This window comes from Pseudomonas sp. VE 267-6A (assembly GCF_024126555.1).
GTDB classification, from domain to species: Bacteria; Pseudomonadota; Gammaproteobacteria; order Pseudomonadales; family Pseudomonadaceae; genus Aquipseudomonas; species Aquipseudomonas palmensis.
Genome location: NZ_JAMYBY010000012.1, coordinates 151,223 through 167,202, shown reverse-complemented (window position 1 = coordinate 167,202; position 15,980 = coordinate 151,223). Strand labels below are relative to the sequence as shown.

At 66.7% G+C, this 15,980-nt stretch carries 15 protein-coding genes; 8 read left to right on the top strand and 7 right to left on the bottom strand.

All coding sequences use genetic code 11. The features are described from left to right. Window positions 1-66: 66 nt before the first annotated feature. From NJH59_RS15995 to NJH59_RS15980, 4 genes are all read right to left on the bottom strand, one after another. On the bottom strand, window positions 67-792 hold the full coding sequence (locus NJH59_RS15995; protein ID WP_116054404.1) for a DUF72 domain-containing protein: 726 nt from the start codon (window positions 790-792) through the stop codon (window positions 67-69). Further along, window positions 789-1,577, bottom strand: a complete 789-nt coding sequence (xth, locus tag NJH59_RS15990; protein WP_043860499.1) for an exodeoxyribonuclease III — start codon at window positions 1,575-1,577, stop codon at window positions 789-791. Before xth ends, NJH59_RS15995 begins: the two co-directional genes overlap by 4 nt. Window positions 1,578-1,594: 17 nt before the next feature. Beyond that, window positions 1,595-1,837: a hypothetical protein gene (locus tag NJH59_RS15985; protein WP_078480135.1), complete on the bottom strand. Its 243-nt coding sequence runs from the start codon at window positions 1,835-1,837 to the stop codon at window positions 1,595-1,597. 75 nt (window positions 1,838-1,912) lie between these two features. Next, a complete protein-coding gene (locus tag NJH59_RS15980) occupies window positions 1,913-3,046 on the bottom strand; it encodes a GGDEF domain-containing protein (RefSeq protein ID WP_043860497.1) in 1,134 nt (377 codons plus the stop codon). Between the two features lie 171 nt (window positions 3,047-3,217). Here NJH59_RS15980 and NJH59_RS15975 point away from each other — a divergent pair, with 171 nt between their 5' ends. The 3 genes from NJH59_RS15975 to NJH59_RS15965 all read left to right on the top strand — a co-directional run bounded on the left by NJH59_RS15975 (window position 3,218) and on the right by NJH59_RS15965 (window position 5,467). Continuing rightward, window positions 3,218-3,946: a helix-turn-helix domain-containing protein gene (locus tag NJH59_RS15975; protein WP_116054406.1), complete on the top strand. Its 729-nt coding sequence runs from the start codon at window positions 3,218-3,220 to the stop codon at window positions 3,944-3,946. Between the two features lie 77 nt (window positions 3,947-4,023). Further along, window positions 4,024-4,983: a DMT family transporter gene (locus NJH59_RS15970; RefSeq protein ID WP_078480222.1), complete on the top strand. Its 960-nt coding sequence runs from the start codon at window positions 4,024-4,026 to the stop codon at window positions 4,981-4,983. A 16-nt stretch (window positions 4,984-4,999) separates the two neighbouring features. Then, a complete protein-coding gene (locus NJH59_RS15965; protein ID WP_116054409.1) occupies window positions 5,000-5,467 on the top strand; it encodes a GNAT family N-acetyltransferase in 468 nt (155 codons plus the stop codon). Between the two features lie 85 nt (window positions 5,468-5,552). Here NJH59_RS15965 and NJH59_RS15960 read toward each other — a convergent pair whose 3' ends face one another. The 3 genes from NJH59_RS15960 to NJH59_RS15950 all read right to left on the bottom strand — a co-directional run bounded on the left by NJH59_RS15960 (window position 5,553) and on the right by NJH59_RS15950 (window position 8,259). Beyond that, window positions 5,553-6,404, bottom strand: coding sequence for a CAP domain-containing protein (locus NJH59_RS15960; RefSeq protein ID WP_116054412.1), 852 nt, complete (start codon window positions 6,402-6,404; stop codon window positions 5,553-5,555). A 177-nt stretch (window positions 6,405-6,581) separates the two neighbouring features. Next, entirely contained in the window at window positions 6,582-7,301 is a 720-nt protein-coding gene (locus NJH59_RS15955) for a GNAT family N-acetyltransferase (RefSeq protein ID WP_043860493.1), read from the bottom strand. Window positions 7,302-7,374: 73 nt separating this feature from the next. Next, the gene (locus NJH59_RS15950) at window positions 7,375-8,259 is read right to left on the bottom strand and encodes a LysR family transcriptional regulator (protein ID WP_043860492.1); all 885 of its coding nucleotides are present in this window, start codon (window positions 8,257-8,259) and stop codon (window positions 7,375-7,377) included. A gap of 112 nt (window positions 8,260-8,371) precedes the next feature. On the opposite strand from NJH59_RS15950, the gene argC reads away from it, so the two are divergent. The 5 genes from argC to NJH59_RS15925 all read left to right on the top strand — a co-directional run bounded on the left by argC (window position 8,372) and on the right by NJH59_RS15925 (window position 15,933). Next, a complete protein-coding gene (argC, locus tag NJH59_RS15945) occupies window positions 8,372-9,295 on the top strand; it encodes an N-acetyl-gamma-glutamyl-phosphate reductase (protein ID WP_100633949.1) in 924 nt (307 codons plus the stop codon). 321 nt (window positions 9,296-9,616) lie between these two features. Beyond that, a complete protein-coding gene (locus NJH59_RS15940) occupies window positions 9,617-11,392 on the top strand; it encodes a DUF262 domain-containing protein (protein WP_158554936.1) in 1,776 nt (591 codons plus the stop codon). Then, entirely contained in the window at window positions 11,389-13,752 is a 2,364-nt protein-coding gene (locus NJH59_RS15935) for a DUF262 domain-containing protein (protein WP_116054418.1), read from the top strand. Before NJH59_RS15940 ends, NJH59_RS15935 begins: the two co-directional genes overlap by 4 nt. A gap of 113 nt (window positions 13,753-13,865) precedes the next feature. Further along, a complete protein-coding gene (locus NJH59_RS15930) occupies window positions 13,866-14,324 on the top strand; it encodes a GNAT family N-acetyltransferase (RefSeq protein ID WP_054915360.1) in 459 nt (152 codons plus the stop codon). An 85-nt stretch (window positions 14,325-14,409) separates the two neighbouring features. Next, window positions 14,410-15,933, top strand: a complete 1,524-nt coding sequence (locus tag NJH59_RS15925) for a PLP-dependent aminotransferase family protein (RefSeq protein WP_116054420.1) — start codon at window positions 14,410-14,412, stop codon at window positions 15,931-15,933. Window positions 15,934-15,980 lie beyond the last annotated feature (47 nt).

Sequence of the window (15,980 nt, the reverse complement as noted above, 5' to 3'; positions counted from 1 at the left end):
ATCCTAACCCGTTGAAAGGCGGCGAGTTTGCCAAGGATGAAAAGGCGCCGGGGCCAGCAAATTGCCTTATGTGTCCTCCAGCAGTTGCAGCAGGCCCAGTGCATCGCCTACCGCAGCGCCGCTGGCGGTGTTGTCGAAGATGCACCAGCACTCCACGCCGGCCTGCAGGGTCTGGCGTATGTCCTGGGCCAGCAGTGCCAGGCGTTCGTGCCCATAGGCGCTGTGATAGAGGCGTGGCGAGCCGTGCAGGCGCCAATAGCGCAAGCCGGCCCAGCCACCTGGCTGCACGGCACCGATGGGGCTGGGGTCGGCCCCCACCTGGGCAATGCGCCAGCGTTCGAGCAACGCCCCGGCGTCGGCCCAGGAGGCATGGCGCGGCTCGAACGCCACGGCGCCGGCGTAGCGCTCACGCAGTGCACCGAAGAACGCCTGCGCCACCTGCGGCTCGCAGGCCAGCGATGGCGGGGTCTGCACCAGAAGGCATCCCAGGCGCTCGCCCAGCTGCGTGCACTGCTGCACAAACGCATCCAGCAACCCGGCGCAGTCATGCAGGCGTTGCACATGGGTGATCTGCTTGGGCACCTTGACCGAGAATGCGAAGCCTGGCGGTACCGCATGAGCCCAGCGCGCATAGGTGGCGGGCTGGTGCGGGCGGTAGAACGAGCTGTTGATTTCCACGGCCGGCAGGCGCGACGCATAACGCTGCAGGTGCGTGCCCTGCTCGGCGAACGCCGGCCAGTACGCGCGCGGCAGGCTCCAGCCGGCACAGCCGATGCGTAACAAGGGGCTCATCGAGCGGCCTTGAGTTCGATCCAGGTGGGTGCATGGTCGCTGGCATGCGCTTCGTTGCGCACCCAGGCGTCGACCCCGGCGTTTTTCAGGCGCCTGGCCAGCGGCGGGTTGAGCAGCAGGTGGTCGATGCGCAGCCCCGAGTTCTTCTGCCAGTGCTGGCGAAAATAGTCCCAGAAGGTGTACACCCGCTCGTCCGGGTACAGGTGGCGGATAGCGTCCGTCCAGCCCTGGGCCAGCAGGCGCTGGTAGCATTCGCGGCTTTCGGGCTGCAGCAGCGCGTCCTTGAGCCAGGAGCGCGGGTTGTAGATATCCAGGTCGGTGGGTACCACATTGAAGTCGCCGGCCAGCAGCACCGGGTGCTCGCTGTTCACCAGGCCCTGGGCGTGGGCGATCAGGCGTTCGAACCAGGCCAGCTTGTAGTCGAACTTGGGCCCCGGTTGCGGGTTGCCATTGGGCAGGTACAGGCAGCCGACCTGAATGCCCAGCACCGCCGCTTCCAGATACCGGCTTTGCGTATCGTCCTCGCTTCCCGGCAAGCCACGGCGCACCTCCAGCGGTTGCGCGTCACGGGCCAGAATCGCCACACCGTTCCACGACGCCTGGCCATGGTGCAGGCAGCCATAGCCGAGGGCTTCGAAGTCAGCCACAGGGAACGCGCTGTCTACCGCCTTGAGCTCCTGCAGGCAGGCGATGTCGGGCTGTTCCCGCTCCAGCCAGGCCAGCAGGTTGGGCAGCCGCGCCCGCAGGCCGTTGATGTTGAATGTGGCGATCTTCAGCGTTTTCATCCGCACCTCCCTGGCGATCAGGTATCCGGGTCGTCGACCTTGGCCTCCACGGCCGCTTCGATGGCGTGCGTGTTCGCCTCATCGGCCATGGCCTTGAGCGCCAGCCAGTCGTCCCATTCGATGGCACCGTCGTCCAGCAGCGCCTGGGCCAGGCTGACCAGGGCCTGGTGGTAGGCATCCGGCGATTCCAGCCGGTAACTCTGATCGTCCAGCACGGCATACCAGGCTTTGAGTTCAGGCATATTGCGGTCAACCGACATGGCATTGTCCTCTGGGTCACTCAGCTCTAGTGAGTGCCGGGCGTGGCCGAACGTTCAGTTGCAGTGCACAGGCGGTCAGTCGGCCGCCACCACCTGATTGCGCCCCTGGGCCTTGGCACGGTACATCGCCTGGTCGGCGCTGTTGAGCAGGGTGTGCAGGTCGCTGTGCGCCGCACTGGCCACCGCCACGCCGAAGCTGGCCGTCATGCCCTGGCGACCATCGCTGTGGTGCACGAACTGCAATTGGGCGATGGCTTGCGCCAACTGTTCGGCGATGCCCAGCGCCGTGTCCATCGGGGTGTCGGCCAGCAGCACCGCGAACTCCTCGCCGCCCAGCCGACCGTACACGTCGGTGTCGCGGAACGAGGCCTTGATCACCCCGCCGATCTGGCGCAGCACCTCGTCGCCGACCTGATGACCGTAGGTGTCGTTGATGCGCTTGAAGTGGTCGATGTCCAGCATCAGTGCGCACAGCGGGCGCTGCTCGCGCTGGCTGTGGGAGTACAACTGCTGGGCATGTTCGAAGAACGCCCGGCGGTTCTTCAGGCCGGTCAGCTCATCGGTTTGCGCCGCGCTGCTGGCGATGTGGTGCGCGCGTTCCATCTCGTGGGTCAGGCATAACGCCTTCTCCAGCGCCGCGCAGAGCTTGCCGGTGGCACGCAGCATGAACGAGGAAAACACCAGCACCGCCAGGGCCATGCCGGTCTGCAGCTGCGAAGGCTGAAACAGCAGCCACAGCGTGCAGGGCAGCAGCACCAGGCCGATGGCGGCCAGGGTCATCGAGCGGTAGGCGTAATAGCAGGATACCGCACTGCCCGACATGCCCACGGCGAACAACAGCACGATCGCCTGGGCCAGCAGGCTGTCGTGCGGCATCACCGCCAGCGCCCCCAGGCCCCACACGCCGGCACTGAACACCAGGGTGACCCAGTATCTGCGTTCCCAGCGCGATGGGGTATGGCTGGTCTCGGGGCTGCGGTAGTAAGCGGTGAACAGCACGATGCGCGACAGGGTCGCCACGCTCAGCACGCCGATCCAGCTCAACGCGACGTTGTGCTCGATGTAGTCCCAGCACAGCCAGCACAGCATCACTGCGCCAAGAAAGCTGCCGTATACCGCGGTCAGCGACTGACGGAACAGCAACTGCAAACGGTCGGTACGGGCCAGTTGCGCCACAGTGGCATCAGGGTGCGAAAAGGGATGATCCATTGGCTATGCCCGCTATGGTGAAGCGCTGGTAAGCCGCATTGTGGCACTGTGCGATCATCTCGAACAGCCGGCTGTCGGCTGGGGCGCGCACGTGCGATTGAATGTTCAGAGGGTCGAGGATAGCCTGTGCGCACGGCGGCCATGCCGACGTCTGACGCCAGGAGTGCACCATTGGTCTTGAACCTCGATATTCGCAGCTATCAGGCTGAAAGCGCTCATCACCAGCATGACTTCACGCAACTGGTGCTGCCCATCTGCGGGCGCATGGAAATCGACGTGGATGGCCGTGGCGGCAGCATCGACAATGCCCTGGCGGCGCTGGTGCGACCCGGTTCGCAGCACGCGCAGCTGGCGCAGCCCGGCAGTCGCTTCCTGGTGCTCGACTGTGCCCCCGATGCACTGCACGGCCAGCCGTTCACGGCGCTGGCCCAACGCACCTATGTCACCATCCCGCCCGCTACCCGGCGCCTGATCGAATATGCCGAGCTCATCTGCCGTGACCAGCTGGCGGCCACTGCAACGCACCTGGCGCCCTTGCTGCTGGCGTCGCTGGCCGCCCTGCCGGTGCAGCCGAGCCCCGGCCTCAACCGCCTGATTGCCCAGGTACACGCCCGACCAGCCGCCGCCTGGAGCAACGAGCGCATGGCCCATGTCGCGGGCATGAGCCTCAGCCAGCTACATCAGCGCTTTCGCGAGCTGCATGACTGCACCCCGCAGGGCTGGCTGACCCGCGTAAGGATCGAGCAGGCGCAGCGCTGGCTGGGCGACAGCCACCTGCCGATTGCCGAGATCGCCCTGCGCAGCGGCTTCAGCGACCAGGCCGCCCTCACCCGCGCCATGCAGCGGGTGGGCGGCATCACCCCCGCCGCCTACCGCAGGCGCCAGCAACAGCCTGGGTAAAAAACCCCGCAGTCGGCGCCAATACCACCACTGGCAAAACCCGCATGCTGGGCACCTTTCACGGCAGGGGTGGTGCGATGTTCGCTGATCGTTCGTTGGTAAAGGGGCTTGGCTACGGCGTGGCGGCCGGGGTGTGCTGGGGCGTGATCTTCCTGGGCCCCGAACTCACCCCAGGGTTGAGCGGGGTGCAGTTCGCGGTACTGCGGTTCCTGTGTTACGGGCTGTTTTCGCTGGTGCTGCTGATGCCGCGCCTGCACCGGGTATGCGCGCAGCTCACCCGTGCCGACTGGGTCTCGCTGTTCTGGCTGAGCCTGGTGGGCAACCTGGTGTACTACTCGCTGGTGGGCAGCGGCGTGCAACTGGTCGGCATCGCCACCACCTCGTTGATCGTCGGTCTGATCCCGGTGCTGGTGACCCTGGCGGGGCGCCATGACGCCAACGCGGTGCCTGTGCGGCGGCTGATCCCCTCGCTGACGCTGGCGATGGCCGGCGTGGCCCTGATCAGCCTCGATGCGTTGCACAGCGGCGCCGACACCCGCACCAGCAGCGGCCAGGTGATAGCCGGCCTGCTGTGCGCCGTGGGCGCGCTGGTGAGCTGGAGCTGGTACGCGGTGGCCAATGCCCGTCGGCTGGCCCTGGTCGGCGGCGTGTCCTCCCACGACTGGGCCTTGCTCACGGGCCTGATGACCGGCGCACAGGCGCTGGTGCTGGCGATTCCGGTGCTGGGCCCTGAAGTGGCGGCCCATGGCGCGGCAACCTGGGTTCACTTCGTGCTGGTGGCCGCGGGCGTGGCGCTGCTATCGTCGGTGGTCGGCGGCGCCTTCTGGAACCAGGCCAGCCGGCTGCTGCCGCTGGCGCTCAGCGGCCAGGTGCTGGTGGTGGAAACCCTGGCGGCGCTGCTGTTCGGCTTTTTGTGGGAACAGCGGCTGCCCGGTGCGCTGGAGCTGGTTGCTATTGCGCTGCTGGTCGGTGGCGTGGTCTGGTGCCTGAACTGCCACCGCAGCGATACTGCCAGTGCCACCGCAACCTCCTCCTGAACCAATGGACTGTGAAATGCTCACCATCAGACCCGCTACCAGCGCCGATGCCCAAGTGGCCTACGACATACGTCGGGAGGCAGTCCGTCATCACTGCATCGGGGCCTACCCGGCAGAACAGATGCTGGCCTGGACGGCGGGCACGGCCGAGGATGGCTACGCCAGCCTCATGGCCAGTCACTTCTACATGGGGTGCATCGAAGGTGAGCCGGTGGCAACCGGCATGCTGGATGTGAATGCCCGTGAAATCGGGGCGATCTTCGTGTTGCCGGGGTACATGCAGCAAGGCCTGGGCAAACAGATGCTGGCGTTTCTTGAAGCGCTGGCGCGCAACCTGGGGCTGGCGCAGGTGAACCTGGACGCCACGCTGAACGCAGCAGCCTTCTATCGACAGTGTGGTTATGTGGGCGAAGCGACAGCGCTCTATCACTCACCCCGGGACATCGACCTGGCGTGTGTGCCCATGACCAAGGTACTGGTATAGGTCGGCGCCGGCCTCTCGCGGGTCAAGCCCGCTCCCACAAGGATGGCGGTGTGCCTTGTGGGAGCGGGCTTGACCCGCGATGCTGTCACTTCGTCCCGAACATCGCCGTCCAGTAGATCCCCGCATCGCTCTTGGGGTCCACCGCATAAGCCGCGCCCAGCTCCTTGAACTGCGGGTTCATCAGGTTGGCGCAATGCCCGGCACTGGCCAGCCAGCCATCGACCACCTTGCGCACGTTGTCCTGCCCGGCGGCAATGTTTTCCCCGATCAGCTGATAGCTGTAGCCCTGCAACTCGGCGCGGTCGCCCGGCATGCGCCCGTCACGGTCGCGGTGGTCGAAGAAATTGCCGTTGGCCATGGCCCGCGTATGGCCCTGTGAGGCCTCTGCCAGGGTGGTATTCCAGGCCAGCGGCGCGCTGGCCGCATAGGCCTGGGCGCCGCACTGGCGCGGCTGGGCCCGCGCACTGTTGATCGCATCGAGCAGCTTCTGCCCCTCCACCTGCGACTCCGCCAGCTTGGCACTGAGCAGTGGGCGCGCCAGCACGATGCGCCAGTCACGCCCTTCGCGGCTCACGCCCACATCGACGAACTGCGGGTCGAGCACCACCTTGCAGAAGCTCTCCTGAATCGCCTTCATCGCTGCCGCTGCATCGCGTGGCCCCGACAGGCTGATGGCCTGCACGCTGACCATCGGGTACGAGGCCTTCACCAGCGCCTGCTGCAAGTCACCGACACCGTTGGCCGGGAGCACCAGGCGCTGGTCGCTGGCCAGCGGCGGCAGCTCCAGCGACACCTGCTCGGCACAACGTTGCGACTGGCTGCGATAGCCATTGATCGACTCGACCAGTTGCGTCTCGTCGCTCGCCACCGCCAGCGTGGTGACAAGCATGCCCAGCGCCAACGCGCCCAGACGCAGCCTGGATGATAAGTCGTGCATGTAACTCTCCCTTGAACAAACTGCGCCCATGATGCGTGATTTTGTGTTGCTTTCGTAGCACCACGGGATGCGACGCATTATCAATACCTGCTTATGCGCCGCTATCGAGCTTGGATGCGCAGTGCCGGCCGGCGTTCCTTGCCCTGCGCACAAATCCACCGGTTGACGCCCCTACCCTCACACCAGCCGCAGGCTGGCAGCGGCCTGCGCGCCCGTGTCGCCAAGGCGCTGCTGCACGAATGCCCTGGCCTGGCGGGTGAGTTGATCCAGATGACGGTCGCGCTGCTTTTCGGCGTCCACCATGGCCCGCTTGCCGTGCTGCTTGAGCAGGTAGGCGTGGATCTGCTGGACCTCAAGGGTGCGGTAGATCGGCGCCACGTCGAGCACCGCCAGCAGCCCCTCGGTGGCGTGATCGCGGGTGTTCATCAATACCTGCGGCCCGCGTGCCCCCAGCACCTGAAAGCCCATCGCCTCGAAATACGCAACCTTGCCCACGGCGCAGGCCAGCTCCACGTGCGGGTAGCGCTCGCGCACCTGCCCCAGCAGGGCCCGGGCGATGCCCTGGCGCCGATGCCCGGCCAGTACCGCCATGTACGCCACCGCACAGGCCTGGGGGTCGTCCTGCACCGGCAGGTACAGCACGAACCCCAGCAGCCGCGAGGGGTCCTGCTCGTCGGTGGCCACCAGCAGCTCCACCGGGATGCCGCGCGCGCCACTCAGGGCCTCCAGGTACAGGTGCACCTCATAGCCGATGCCGTACTGGTAGAGGCTGTACAGCGGGTTGCTCGGCGGCAGGGCCACACTGCTGATGTCGGTCAGGTAGTCGACCACCATCTGCAGGATCTGGCCCTTGATCGGTTCGTCGGGGGGTGTTTGCAGCAGGGTGATGACAGGCATGCGGCGTCTGGCTCCGGAAACAGGGTGACCTTGCGGTCCTGGCGGGGATTCTACAGGTCTGCGCGGCCCCGCCCTACCCCGCGCTCAAGCCCCACAGCACCTGCAGCACATGGCCGGTGGCACGCTCCACCTCGCCGCTGCGGTGCGCGATGCCCAGCTGGCGCCACAGCAGCGGCTGCAACGGGCGCATCACGATGCGCGCATCGGCCAGCGGCGTGGAGCCCTCGTTGGGCAGCAGGGTGGCGCCGTAGCCGGCAGCCACCAGGCTCTTGATCGCATCGTTGTAGTTGAGCTGGATGCGCGGCGCCGGCTGCTGGCCGGCCGCGTTGAACCACTCCGAGGTCAGGCGTGACAGCCCGGTGCTGCTGTCGTTGAGAATCAGCGGCTGGGTCGCCAGCCACTCGGGCGTGACCTGCGCCGGGCAGTCCCAGCGTGCCGGCAGGTACGCCATGACCGGGTCGCGCCGCCAGGGCTCGATGCTCAGCCCCTTCACCGGGCTTTGCGGCAGGGCCACCAGGCCGATGTCCAGCGAGCCCTCGGCGAGCTTATTGAGCGTTTCGCGCGAGGTCAGCACCGCCACCTGCACATCGATGCCGGGGTGTGCATGGCCCAGGGTTTCCAGCGCCTGGGGCATCAGTTGCGCAATCGCCCCGGTGGACGCCCCCAATCGCACGCGCCCGGCCAGGCCCAGCACCTGGCGCTGCACGTCGTCCAGTGCCTGCTGCGCGTCGGCCAGCAGGCGGCGGGCGCGCTCCACCAGGGTTTCGCCGATGGCAGTGGGCTGCACGTTGCCACGGGTGCGCGAAAGCAGGGTGCCGCCCACCCGTGCTTCAAGCTCGGCGACATGCAGGCTGACCGTGGGCGGCGCCAGGTTGAGCACCCGCGCGGCTTCGGCGAACGACCCCAGGTCGGCAATCGCCACCAGGGTACGCAAACGGTCCAGGCTGATTTCACGCATGGGTGTTGCCTCTTCAGTAAAACTGAACCTGACCTTTGCCAAATTCAACTTTTCCTATCTTAACCGCGCATCGAAGATAAGCCCTGACCTTTTTCACGTGCGAGCACACTTCATGGCCACACCCGTTGTATTCATCGATGGCGACCAGGGCACCACCGGGTTGCAGATCCACCAGCGCCTGCAGGGCCGAACCGACCTGCAGTTGCTGACCCTGCCCGCCGAACACAGAAAGAGCCCGCAGCACCGCGCCGAGGCGATCAACGCCTGCGACATCGCCATGCTGTGCCTGCCCGACGATGCCGCGCGCGAGGCGGTGGCCAGCATCCGCAACCCGGCGGTGCGGGTGATCGACGCCAGTTCCGCGCACCGTACCCACCCGGAGTGGGTCTATGGTTTCGCCCAGATGAGCCCGCAGCAGGCCGAGCGCATTGCATCAGCCAAGCGGGTGAGCAACCCCGGGTGCTACCCGACCGGGGCCATCGGCCTGCTCAAGCCGTTGATCGATGCCGGCCTGTTGCCGCAGGACTACCCTGCCAGCCTGCATGCCGTGTCGGGCTACTCGGGCACCGGGCGTGCCGGTGTCGAGCTGTACGAGGGGCCGGATGCGGCCGGGGCGCCGGCATACCAGGCGTATGGGCTGGGGCTTGCGCACAAGCACGTGCCGGAGATCCAGCAGTACAGCGGGCTGGGCCAGCGGCCGATGTTCATGCCGGCCTATGGGGCGTTCCGCCAGGGCATCGTGCTGACCATCCCGGTGCAACTGCGGCTGTTGGCGCCGGGTGTTACCGGGGAGCGCTTGCATGCGTGCCTGGCCGAGCACTATGCGCAATTGCAGCACGTCGAGGTGCTTTCGTTGCAGCAGGCCAAGGCGCTGACGTACCTGGACCCGCAGGTGATGAACGGCACCGACGACCTGCGCCTGATGGTGTTCGAGAATGGCGAGCAGGTGCTGTTGGCGGCGGTGTTCGACAACCTGGGCAAGGGCGCGGCGGGGGCGGCGGTGCAGAATCTGGACCTGATGATGGGGGGTGAGTGAAGGGCACTTCCCTGGCGATTGGCGCGGTGGCCTCGCAGCAAAAGCCTGCATTGTGCATGTAGGCCCTGCGACCGCTTCGCGCTCGATTCGCGGGTCAAGCCCGCTCCCACGCCCTGCGGGCAGAAGCGGATTATGCATGGCTCAATGATCTGTTTCGGGCCGCCAGGCCGTGGGAGCGGGCCTTGCCCCGCGATCTGGTGCGCAGCGCCAGCAAAACCTGCCCACGCGGTTTTTCTGCCCACTCCGTTGCCAACCTCGCCCCACCAAGGCACTCTGCCATCGCTCGGCTGTTGCGCACCCTCGGCAATAAGGACCATTGCAATGACCTCACCCGATTTTCGGCCCAAGCCCGTCCACCAGCTGATCAGGGAGGACAGGCAAAGCCCGGTCAATCGCTTCTGGATCCCCGCCTACCAGCGCGGCTACCGCTGGAAACCCGAGCAGGTGCAGCAACTGCTGGAAGACATCCTCGAGTTCGCCTACCGCAAGAACCCGCAGAACGACGACTTCTACTGCCTGCAGCCGCTGGTGCTCAAGGCCCGCGACAACGGCCAGTATGAAGTGGTCGACGGCCAGCAGCGCCTCACCACGCTGCTGCTGATTCTGCGTTTCTTCAACCAGCGGCTCACCGAAAGACACCGCGCACCGGTGTTCGAACTCAGCTACGAAACCCGCCCGCACCTGCCGGATTTTCTGCTCGAGCCCTCGGCCGAGCAGGCCCGCGGCAATGTCGATTTCTTCCACCTGTACCAGGCCATGCACAGCATCGAGCACTGGTTCGATCAGCACGACAACGAAGTCGACGACTTCAAGTCCACCCTGCTCAACCGCACCAAGGTCATCTGGTACGAGCTGGCCGCCAGCGAGAACCCGGTGGACGCCTTCACGCGCCTGAACATCGGCAAGATCCCCCTGACCGACGACGAGCTGATCCGTGCGCTGTTTCTCAAGCGCAACGCCGACGACGCCTCGGGCGAAACGCCCCAGCAACTGCGCATCGCCCACGAATGGGATCAACTCGAAAAGGCCCTGCAGAACGACGCGCTCTGGTACTTCCTGAACGAGCAGCCAAGCACCGGGCAGAACCGCATCGGCTTCCTGTTCCAGCTGGTAGCCCGGCTGGAAGGCGCAAGCGCGCCAGCCCAACAGCGCTACTCCGTGTTCCATCACTACAGTCGCCGGCTGGCTGCCCCCGACGCCTCGGCGCAACCGCTATGGCAGCAGGTCAAGAACACCTGCATGCTGCTGGAGGAATGGTTCGAGGACCGCCGGCTCTACCACATCATCGGTTTTCTGGTGCAACAGGGTGTCGCCGTGGCCGAGCTGTTTGCCCTGTCGCAAGGCCTGCCCAAGAGCCAGTTCGAACAGCGCCTGCGCCAACGCGTGTTCATGCAACTGACCGGCTCGCCCCTGCCCCAGCCGGCTACCCGCGACGCCATTACCGATGCGCTCTCGCCATTCCTCGCCGGCCTGGACTACTCACAGCGGGACAGATCGGCCATTCGCGCGACCCTGCTGCTGTTCAACCTCGCCAGCCTGCTGCAGAACCCGCAATCGAACGTGCGCTTCCAGTTCGACAGCTTCAAGAAGGAGCGCTGGGACATCGAACATGTGCGCTCGGTCACCGCCCACCGCTTCAACGGCGCCGAGGAAAAACAGCAATGGCTGCAGCGCTGCCTGCCGCACCTGCCGGACAAGACCGAAACCCGACCTCTGCGCGAGGCCCTGGAGGCATTCATTGGCGACCCCAAGGGTGCAGACGATGAGGCTTTCAACGCGCTCCACCAGGCAGTGCTGGAGGCGTTCGGCGAAAACCAGGAGGTCGACGACAGCATCGGCAACCTCACGCTGCTCGACCAGAAGACCAACCGCAGCTACAAGAACGCGATCTTCGCGGTCAAGCGCGAGCGCCTGCTGGCCCTGGACCAGGGCGGCGTGTTCGTGCCGCTGTGCACGCGCAACCTGTTCCTCAAATGCTACAGCCCTGACGTCAAGCACCTGCTGTTCTGGGGCGAACAGGACCGCAAGGGCTACGCGCTTGCGCTCTTGCACACCCTGATAGCCTTCTTCGCCGACCCGCAGGAGCAGCACGCATGAGCGCCAACAGCCAGATCATCTTCGGCCAGCTGTTCGAGCGCTACGCCGGCACCCGCATCCCGCTGATCCAGCGCGACTACGCCCAGGGCAGGGCCGATACCGAAGAGGTGCGCAGCGAGTTCCTCGGTGCCCTGGCCCGCGCCCTGGCACTGCCGCCCGACGACCCGAGCCTGCCGCTGAACCTGGACTTCGTCTACGGCACGCTGAACCCCCAGCGCCAGTTCGTCCCGCTCGACGGCCAGCAGCGCCTGACCACGCTGTTTCTGCTGCACTGGTACCTGGCGCAACGCGACGGTGAGCTGGCAGCCTTCGCCCAGCTGTTCTGCAACGCCAACGGCAGCGCCCGATTCGCCTACAGCGTCAGGCCCAGCAGCAGCGAGTTCTTCGACGCCCTCAGCCAGCATGCGCCCTCGCCCGCGCTGGGTGCCGACGATTCGCTGATCGAGCACCTCACCGACCAGCCCTGGTACTTTCGCCACTGGCGCCTGGACCCCACCATCCAGTCATGCCTGACCATGCTGCAGGCCATGCACGAGCGCTTTCACAACGCCGCCACCGCCCGTTTTGCCCGCCTGATCGATGTGCAGCAGCCGGTGATCAGCTTCCAGATCCTCGACCTGGACGACTTCGGCCTGGCCGACGACCTGTACATCAAGATGAACGCCCGCGGCATGCCGCTGACCGCCTTCGAGACGTTCAAGGCGCGCTATGAACGGCACCTGCACACCCAGTTCGACGGTCACACCCGGCAGATGCACGGCAAGCCGGTCAGCACCGCGACCTTCTTCGCCTGGCGCATGGACACGCGCTGGGCGGATTTTTTCTGGAACTTCAGCAACGCCCGCAATGACGCCACGGCCCCCGCGACCATGCGCCTGTTCGACCAGGCGGTGATGAACCTGTTGCAGATGGTCGCCGCGGCCACCCGCGCGCCCGAGGCGCCGGGCTACGAAGCCGACCTGCTCAAGCTGCGCAACCGCCAGCAGCGCCTGAGCTACCAGGTGTACGAGGACAACGGCTGGCTCGATGATGCGTTTTCCGAAACCCTGATGCTGCTGCTCGAAGCCTGGAGCGAAGGGCCCGACAGTTTCACCACCCAGTTGCCCACGGCGCACTACTTCGACGAGGTCGCCTTCTTCAACCACGCCATCAGCGACCAGCCACTGAACTACACCCGCCTGGTGCAGTTCTGCGGCTATGCGATGTTCCTGCGCCGCCATGGCAGCAGCCAACCGCAGGCATTTGGCGAGTGGATGCGACTGGTGGTCAACCTGTCGGTCAATGCCAGCTACGACGGGCCGGACGATGTAAAGCGCAGCGTCAGCGGGCTCGGCGAAATGCTGGAGCAGGCGCTGGACATCCTCGCGCACTTTGCCAGCGTCGACAGGCCCGTCGGCGGCTTTCGCGGTACCCAGGTGCGCGAGGAAATCACCAAGGCGAAACTGATCGTCGCCGACAGCCAATGGCGGCCGCTGCTCGAACACGCCGAGCAGCACGGCTACTTCCAGGGCCAGATCGATTTTCTGCTCGACCACAGCAGCGCCGCCTGGGCGCTGCAAAGCCACGCGCACGCCACCTGGCAGGAACACTTTGCCAGCAGCCTTGCGCTGGCCGAGCAGATGTTCGACGACCACGGGCTACGCGCAATCGATGACTTCCTCTGGGAGCGCGCGCTGTTGAGCGAGGGTGATTACCTGCTCAAACGCGGCTACAACCATTCGTTCCTTGGCGACGGTCTCACGGGCCCTGGCACCTGGAAACGCCTGCTGGCCAATGAAGACGGCATGCGCGTGACGCTGTTCTGCCTCTGGAACCGACTGGACGAAACCCGCCCGCTGCCGGCCCAGTTGCAACGCATCATCGACCAGGCCCGGGTGCGGGAGCCGTGGCGCCAGGTGCTGATCCAGACCCCCTCGGCCCTCGGGTACTGCGCGTTGCGCCAACTGCGCTTCGAACGCGACCAGGTGTACCTGCTGGCCAGGGAACGCATGAGTGGCAGCCATGCCGAGCTGTTCAGCTTCGCCCTGCATCAACGGCTGCAAACCCCGCAGCGGCTGGCGCAACTGGCACCGCTGTCGGTCGAAGGCTACGTGCCGGTTTCCGGCAGTGCCGACGAACCCTACTTCTACCTGCTGCACAGGCCCAGCCCGCAGGTGCACACCCATCTCTATGTCACCTCCACGCCGCATGGCTTCCTGCTGCAGATCGATGTCGATGAACTGCTCGGGCGCGACGCCCTGGCCCATGCCCTGCAGCAGGACTTCGACTTTGTCGTCGAGGCCGGCTACCTGCAGAGCCACTGCCCCCGCGACACGGTCGAACAGCGGCTGGTCGCGCTGGCCGGCGTGTTGGCGGCCTGAGGCACGCGGACTGCCCGCCGCCCTCCAAGTGGTCGGTTGATGCCCGCGCCCTGCCCCTATGCTTGGGCAGGTCGCGAGGCATGCAGCCTTGCCATCAACGAGGACCATCAGCGATGACCAGCAGTACCGCATCACTCGCCATCCGCCCCATCCAGCCCACCGACTTCGAGGCCTGGCTGCCGCTCTGGTTGGCCTATCAGGACTTCTACCAGGTCGACCTGGGCGAAGCCGTCAACGCCACCACCTTCAAGCGCTTTCTGGACCCCGACGAGCCCGTGTTCGCCGCAGTGGCCGAGTACGACGGCGAGCTGGTCGGCATGGTCACCTGGGTCATCCACCGCTCTACCTGGTCGACCACCCACTACTGCTACCTCGAAGACCTCTACGTCGCCCCGCAGATGCGCGGCCAGGGTACCGGCGAGCACCTGATCGCCTGGGTCAAGGCCGCCGCCGACCAGCAGCAGTGCACACGCCTGTACTGGCACACCCACCAGACCAACCATCGCGCCCAGCAGCTGTACAACCGTGTGGCCGTCAACCCCGGCACGATCCTCTACCAGATCGCGCTGTAACCTTCCCCCGTTCAAGGGCAGGCATGGACAGCCGGGCCCTGGCAGGTCAGCATGCCGGCCTGCCCTTCTTCACTGCACAGACGTCATGGCCCACAGTTTTCAACTCGACACCCTGAAGATCCGCCTGGCCGCCGCCGAGCTGGCCCCGCTGGAGCTGCGCGTGCGGGTACAGCGCGCCCTGCGCGAACTCATTCTTGCCGGCGAACTGCCGCCGGGTTGCCGCCTGCCCGCCACCCGCACCCTGGCCAGTTCCCTGGGACTGTCTCGCGACACCGTGGAGATGGCCTATGTGCAACTGCAGCTGGAGGGCTGCATCTGCCGCCGCCCAGGCTCGGGCAGCTATGTGGCCGAGCACCTGGGGCCGCGTCTGCTGGGTGCACGCCCCCCGCGCACCGGCGCGCCGCAGCACGCGCCTGCCACCGTCGGCCTCAGCGCCCGTGGCGCGGCGATCCTGGCCAGCGGCGGGGTCAGCGACCAGCAGCAGGTCAAGGCCTTCGCCACCGGCCTGCCCGAGACGCGCAACTTCCCCCTCGACACCTGGGACCGCCTGCAACGCCAGGCCCAGAAGGACTACCGCGCCCAGGTGCTGCTGCATGGCGACCCGCTGGGTGCCGCGCCGCTGCGCCAGGCCATCGCCCGCTACCTGAACCTGGAACGCGGCGCCAGGGTGCACGCCGACCAGGTGCTGGTGCTGAGCAGCGCGCGCCAGGCGCTGTACCTGTGCGCGCAGGTGCTGGCCGACCCCGGCGGGCCGATCCTGCTCGAAGACCCGGGTTACTTTGGCGCGCGCAAGGCCTTCGAGATGGCCCAGCTGCAGGTGGTGCCCGTGGCCGTGGATGAGCACGGCCTGCGCACCGACCTGCTGCGTGCCGACCGCAGCGGCGCCAACACCGTCTACGTCACCCCGTCGCACCAGTACCCCACCGGCGTCACCCTGGCCCTGGAACGGCGCCTGGACCTGATTGCCTGGGCCGGCGAGCGCAACGGCTGGATCATCGAGGACGACTACGACAGCCAGTTCCACTACGACGGCCTGCCCACCGCCTGCGTGCAGGGCCTGGACAGCGCGCAGCGCACGATCTACCTGGGCACCTTCGCCAAGTCGCTGTACCCCGGCCTGCGCATGGGTTTCATGGTGCTGCCGCCGGCCCTGGTCGCGCCCATGAGCCACGCGCGCAGCATGCTCGACGGGCACACCCCGCAGCTGGCCCAGTTGACCCTGGCGCGGTTTATCGAAGACGGCCATTTCGCCGCGCACATTCGCGCCATGCGCACGCTGTATGCCGTGCGCCGCGAGGCCATGGCCGAGGCACTGCACCAGCACCTGGGCGGCATCGCCAGCGCGCAGCTGCCACCGGGCGGCCTGCAGATGCTGTGCCGCCTGGAGCACGGCTGGAGCGAGGCCGAGACGATCCGCCAGGCCGCGCGGGCGGGCATCCACCTGCCCGGCCTCAGCCGCCTGTACGCCACGCCGCCGGCACAGGGCGGCTGGCTGCTGGGCTTCGCAGCGCTCACCCCGCACCAGATCGGCAGTGCCGTGGCACGCCTGGCCAAGGCCCTGCGCCCCGGCGTGCGCAGCGGTCTGGCGCAGGCCAGCGAGGTGGACTGATCGGGCCACCCCTGGCGCGGATACGCTCGGCACCCCAGCCCATCCCG

What these genes read in the sequence shown, in the direction of transcription:
- argC (WP_100633949.1), top strand. Translation starts at nt 8,372, where the DNA reads ATGGCCACACCCGTTGTATTCATCGATGGCGACCAGGGCACCACCGGG.
- NJH59_RS15985 (WP_078480135.1), bottom strand. Translation starts at nt 1,837, where the DNA reads ATGTCGGTTGACCGCAATATGCCTGAACTCAAAGCCTGGTATGCCGTG.
- NJH59_RS15940 (WP_158554936.1), top strand. Translation starts at nt 9,617, where the DNA reads ATGACCTCACCCGATTTTCGGCCCAAGCCCGTCCACCAGCTGATCAGG.
- NJH59_RS15965 (WP_116054409.1), top strand. Translation starts at nt 5,000, where the DNA reads ATGCTCACCATCAGACCCGCTACCAGCGCCGATGCCCAAGTGGCCTAC.
- NJH59_RS15980 (WP_043860497.1), bottom strand. Translation starts at nt 3,046, where the DNA reads ATGGATCATCCCTTTTCGCACCCTGATGCCACTGTGGCGCAACTGGCC.
- NJH59_RS15970 (WP_078480222.1), top strand. Translation starts at nt 4,024, where the DNA reads ATGTTCGCTGATCGTTCGTTGGTAAAGGGGCTTGGCTACGGCGTGGCG.
- NJH59_RS15950 (WP_043860492.1), bottom strand. Translation starts at nt 8,259, where the DNA reads ATGCGTGAAATCAGCCTGGACCGTTTGCGTACCCTGGTGGCGATTGCC.
- xth (WP_043860499.1), bottom strand. Translation starts at nt 1,577, where the DNA reads ATGAAAACGCTGAAGATCGCCACATTCAACATCAACGGCCTGCGGGCG.
- NJH59_RS15930 (WP_054915360.1), top strand. Translation starts at nt 13,866, where the DNA reads ATGACCAGCAGTACCGCATCACTCGCCATCCGCCCCATCCAGCCCACC.
- NJH59_RS15925 (WP_116054420.1), top strand. Translation starts at nt 14,410, where the DNA reads ATGGCCCACAGTTTTCAACTCGACACCCTGAAGATCCGCCTGGCCGCC.
- NJH59_RS15955 (WP_043860493.1), bottom strand. Translation starts at nt 7,301, where the DNA reads ATGCCTGTCATCACCCTGCTGCAAACACCCCCCGACGAACCGATCAAG.
- NJH59_RS15960 (WP_116054412.1), bottom strand. Translation starts at nt 6,404, where the DNA reads ATGCACGACTTATCATCCAGGCTGCGTCTGGGCGCGTTGGCGCTGGGC.
- NJH59_RS15995 (WP_116054404.1), bottom strand. Translation starts at nt 792, where the DNA reads ATGAGCCCCTTGTTACGCATCGGCTGTGCCGGCTGGAGCCTGCCGCGC.
- NJH59_RS15935 (WP_116054418.1), top strand. Translation starts at nt 11,389, where the DNA reads ATGAGCGCCAACAGCCAGATCATCTTCGGCCAGCTGTTCGAGCGCTAC.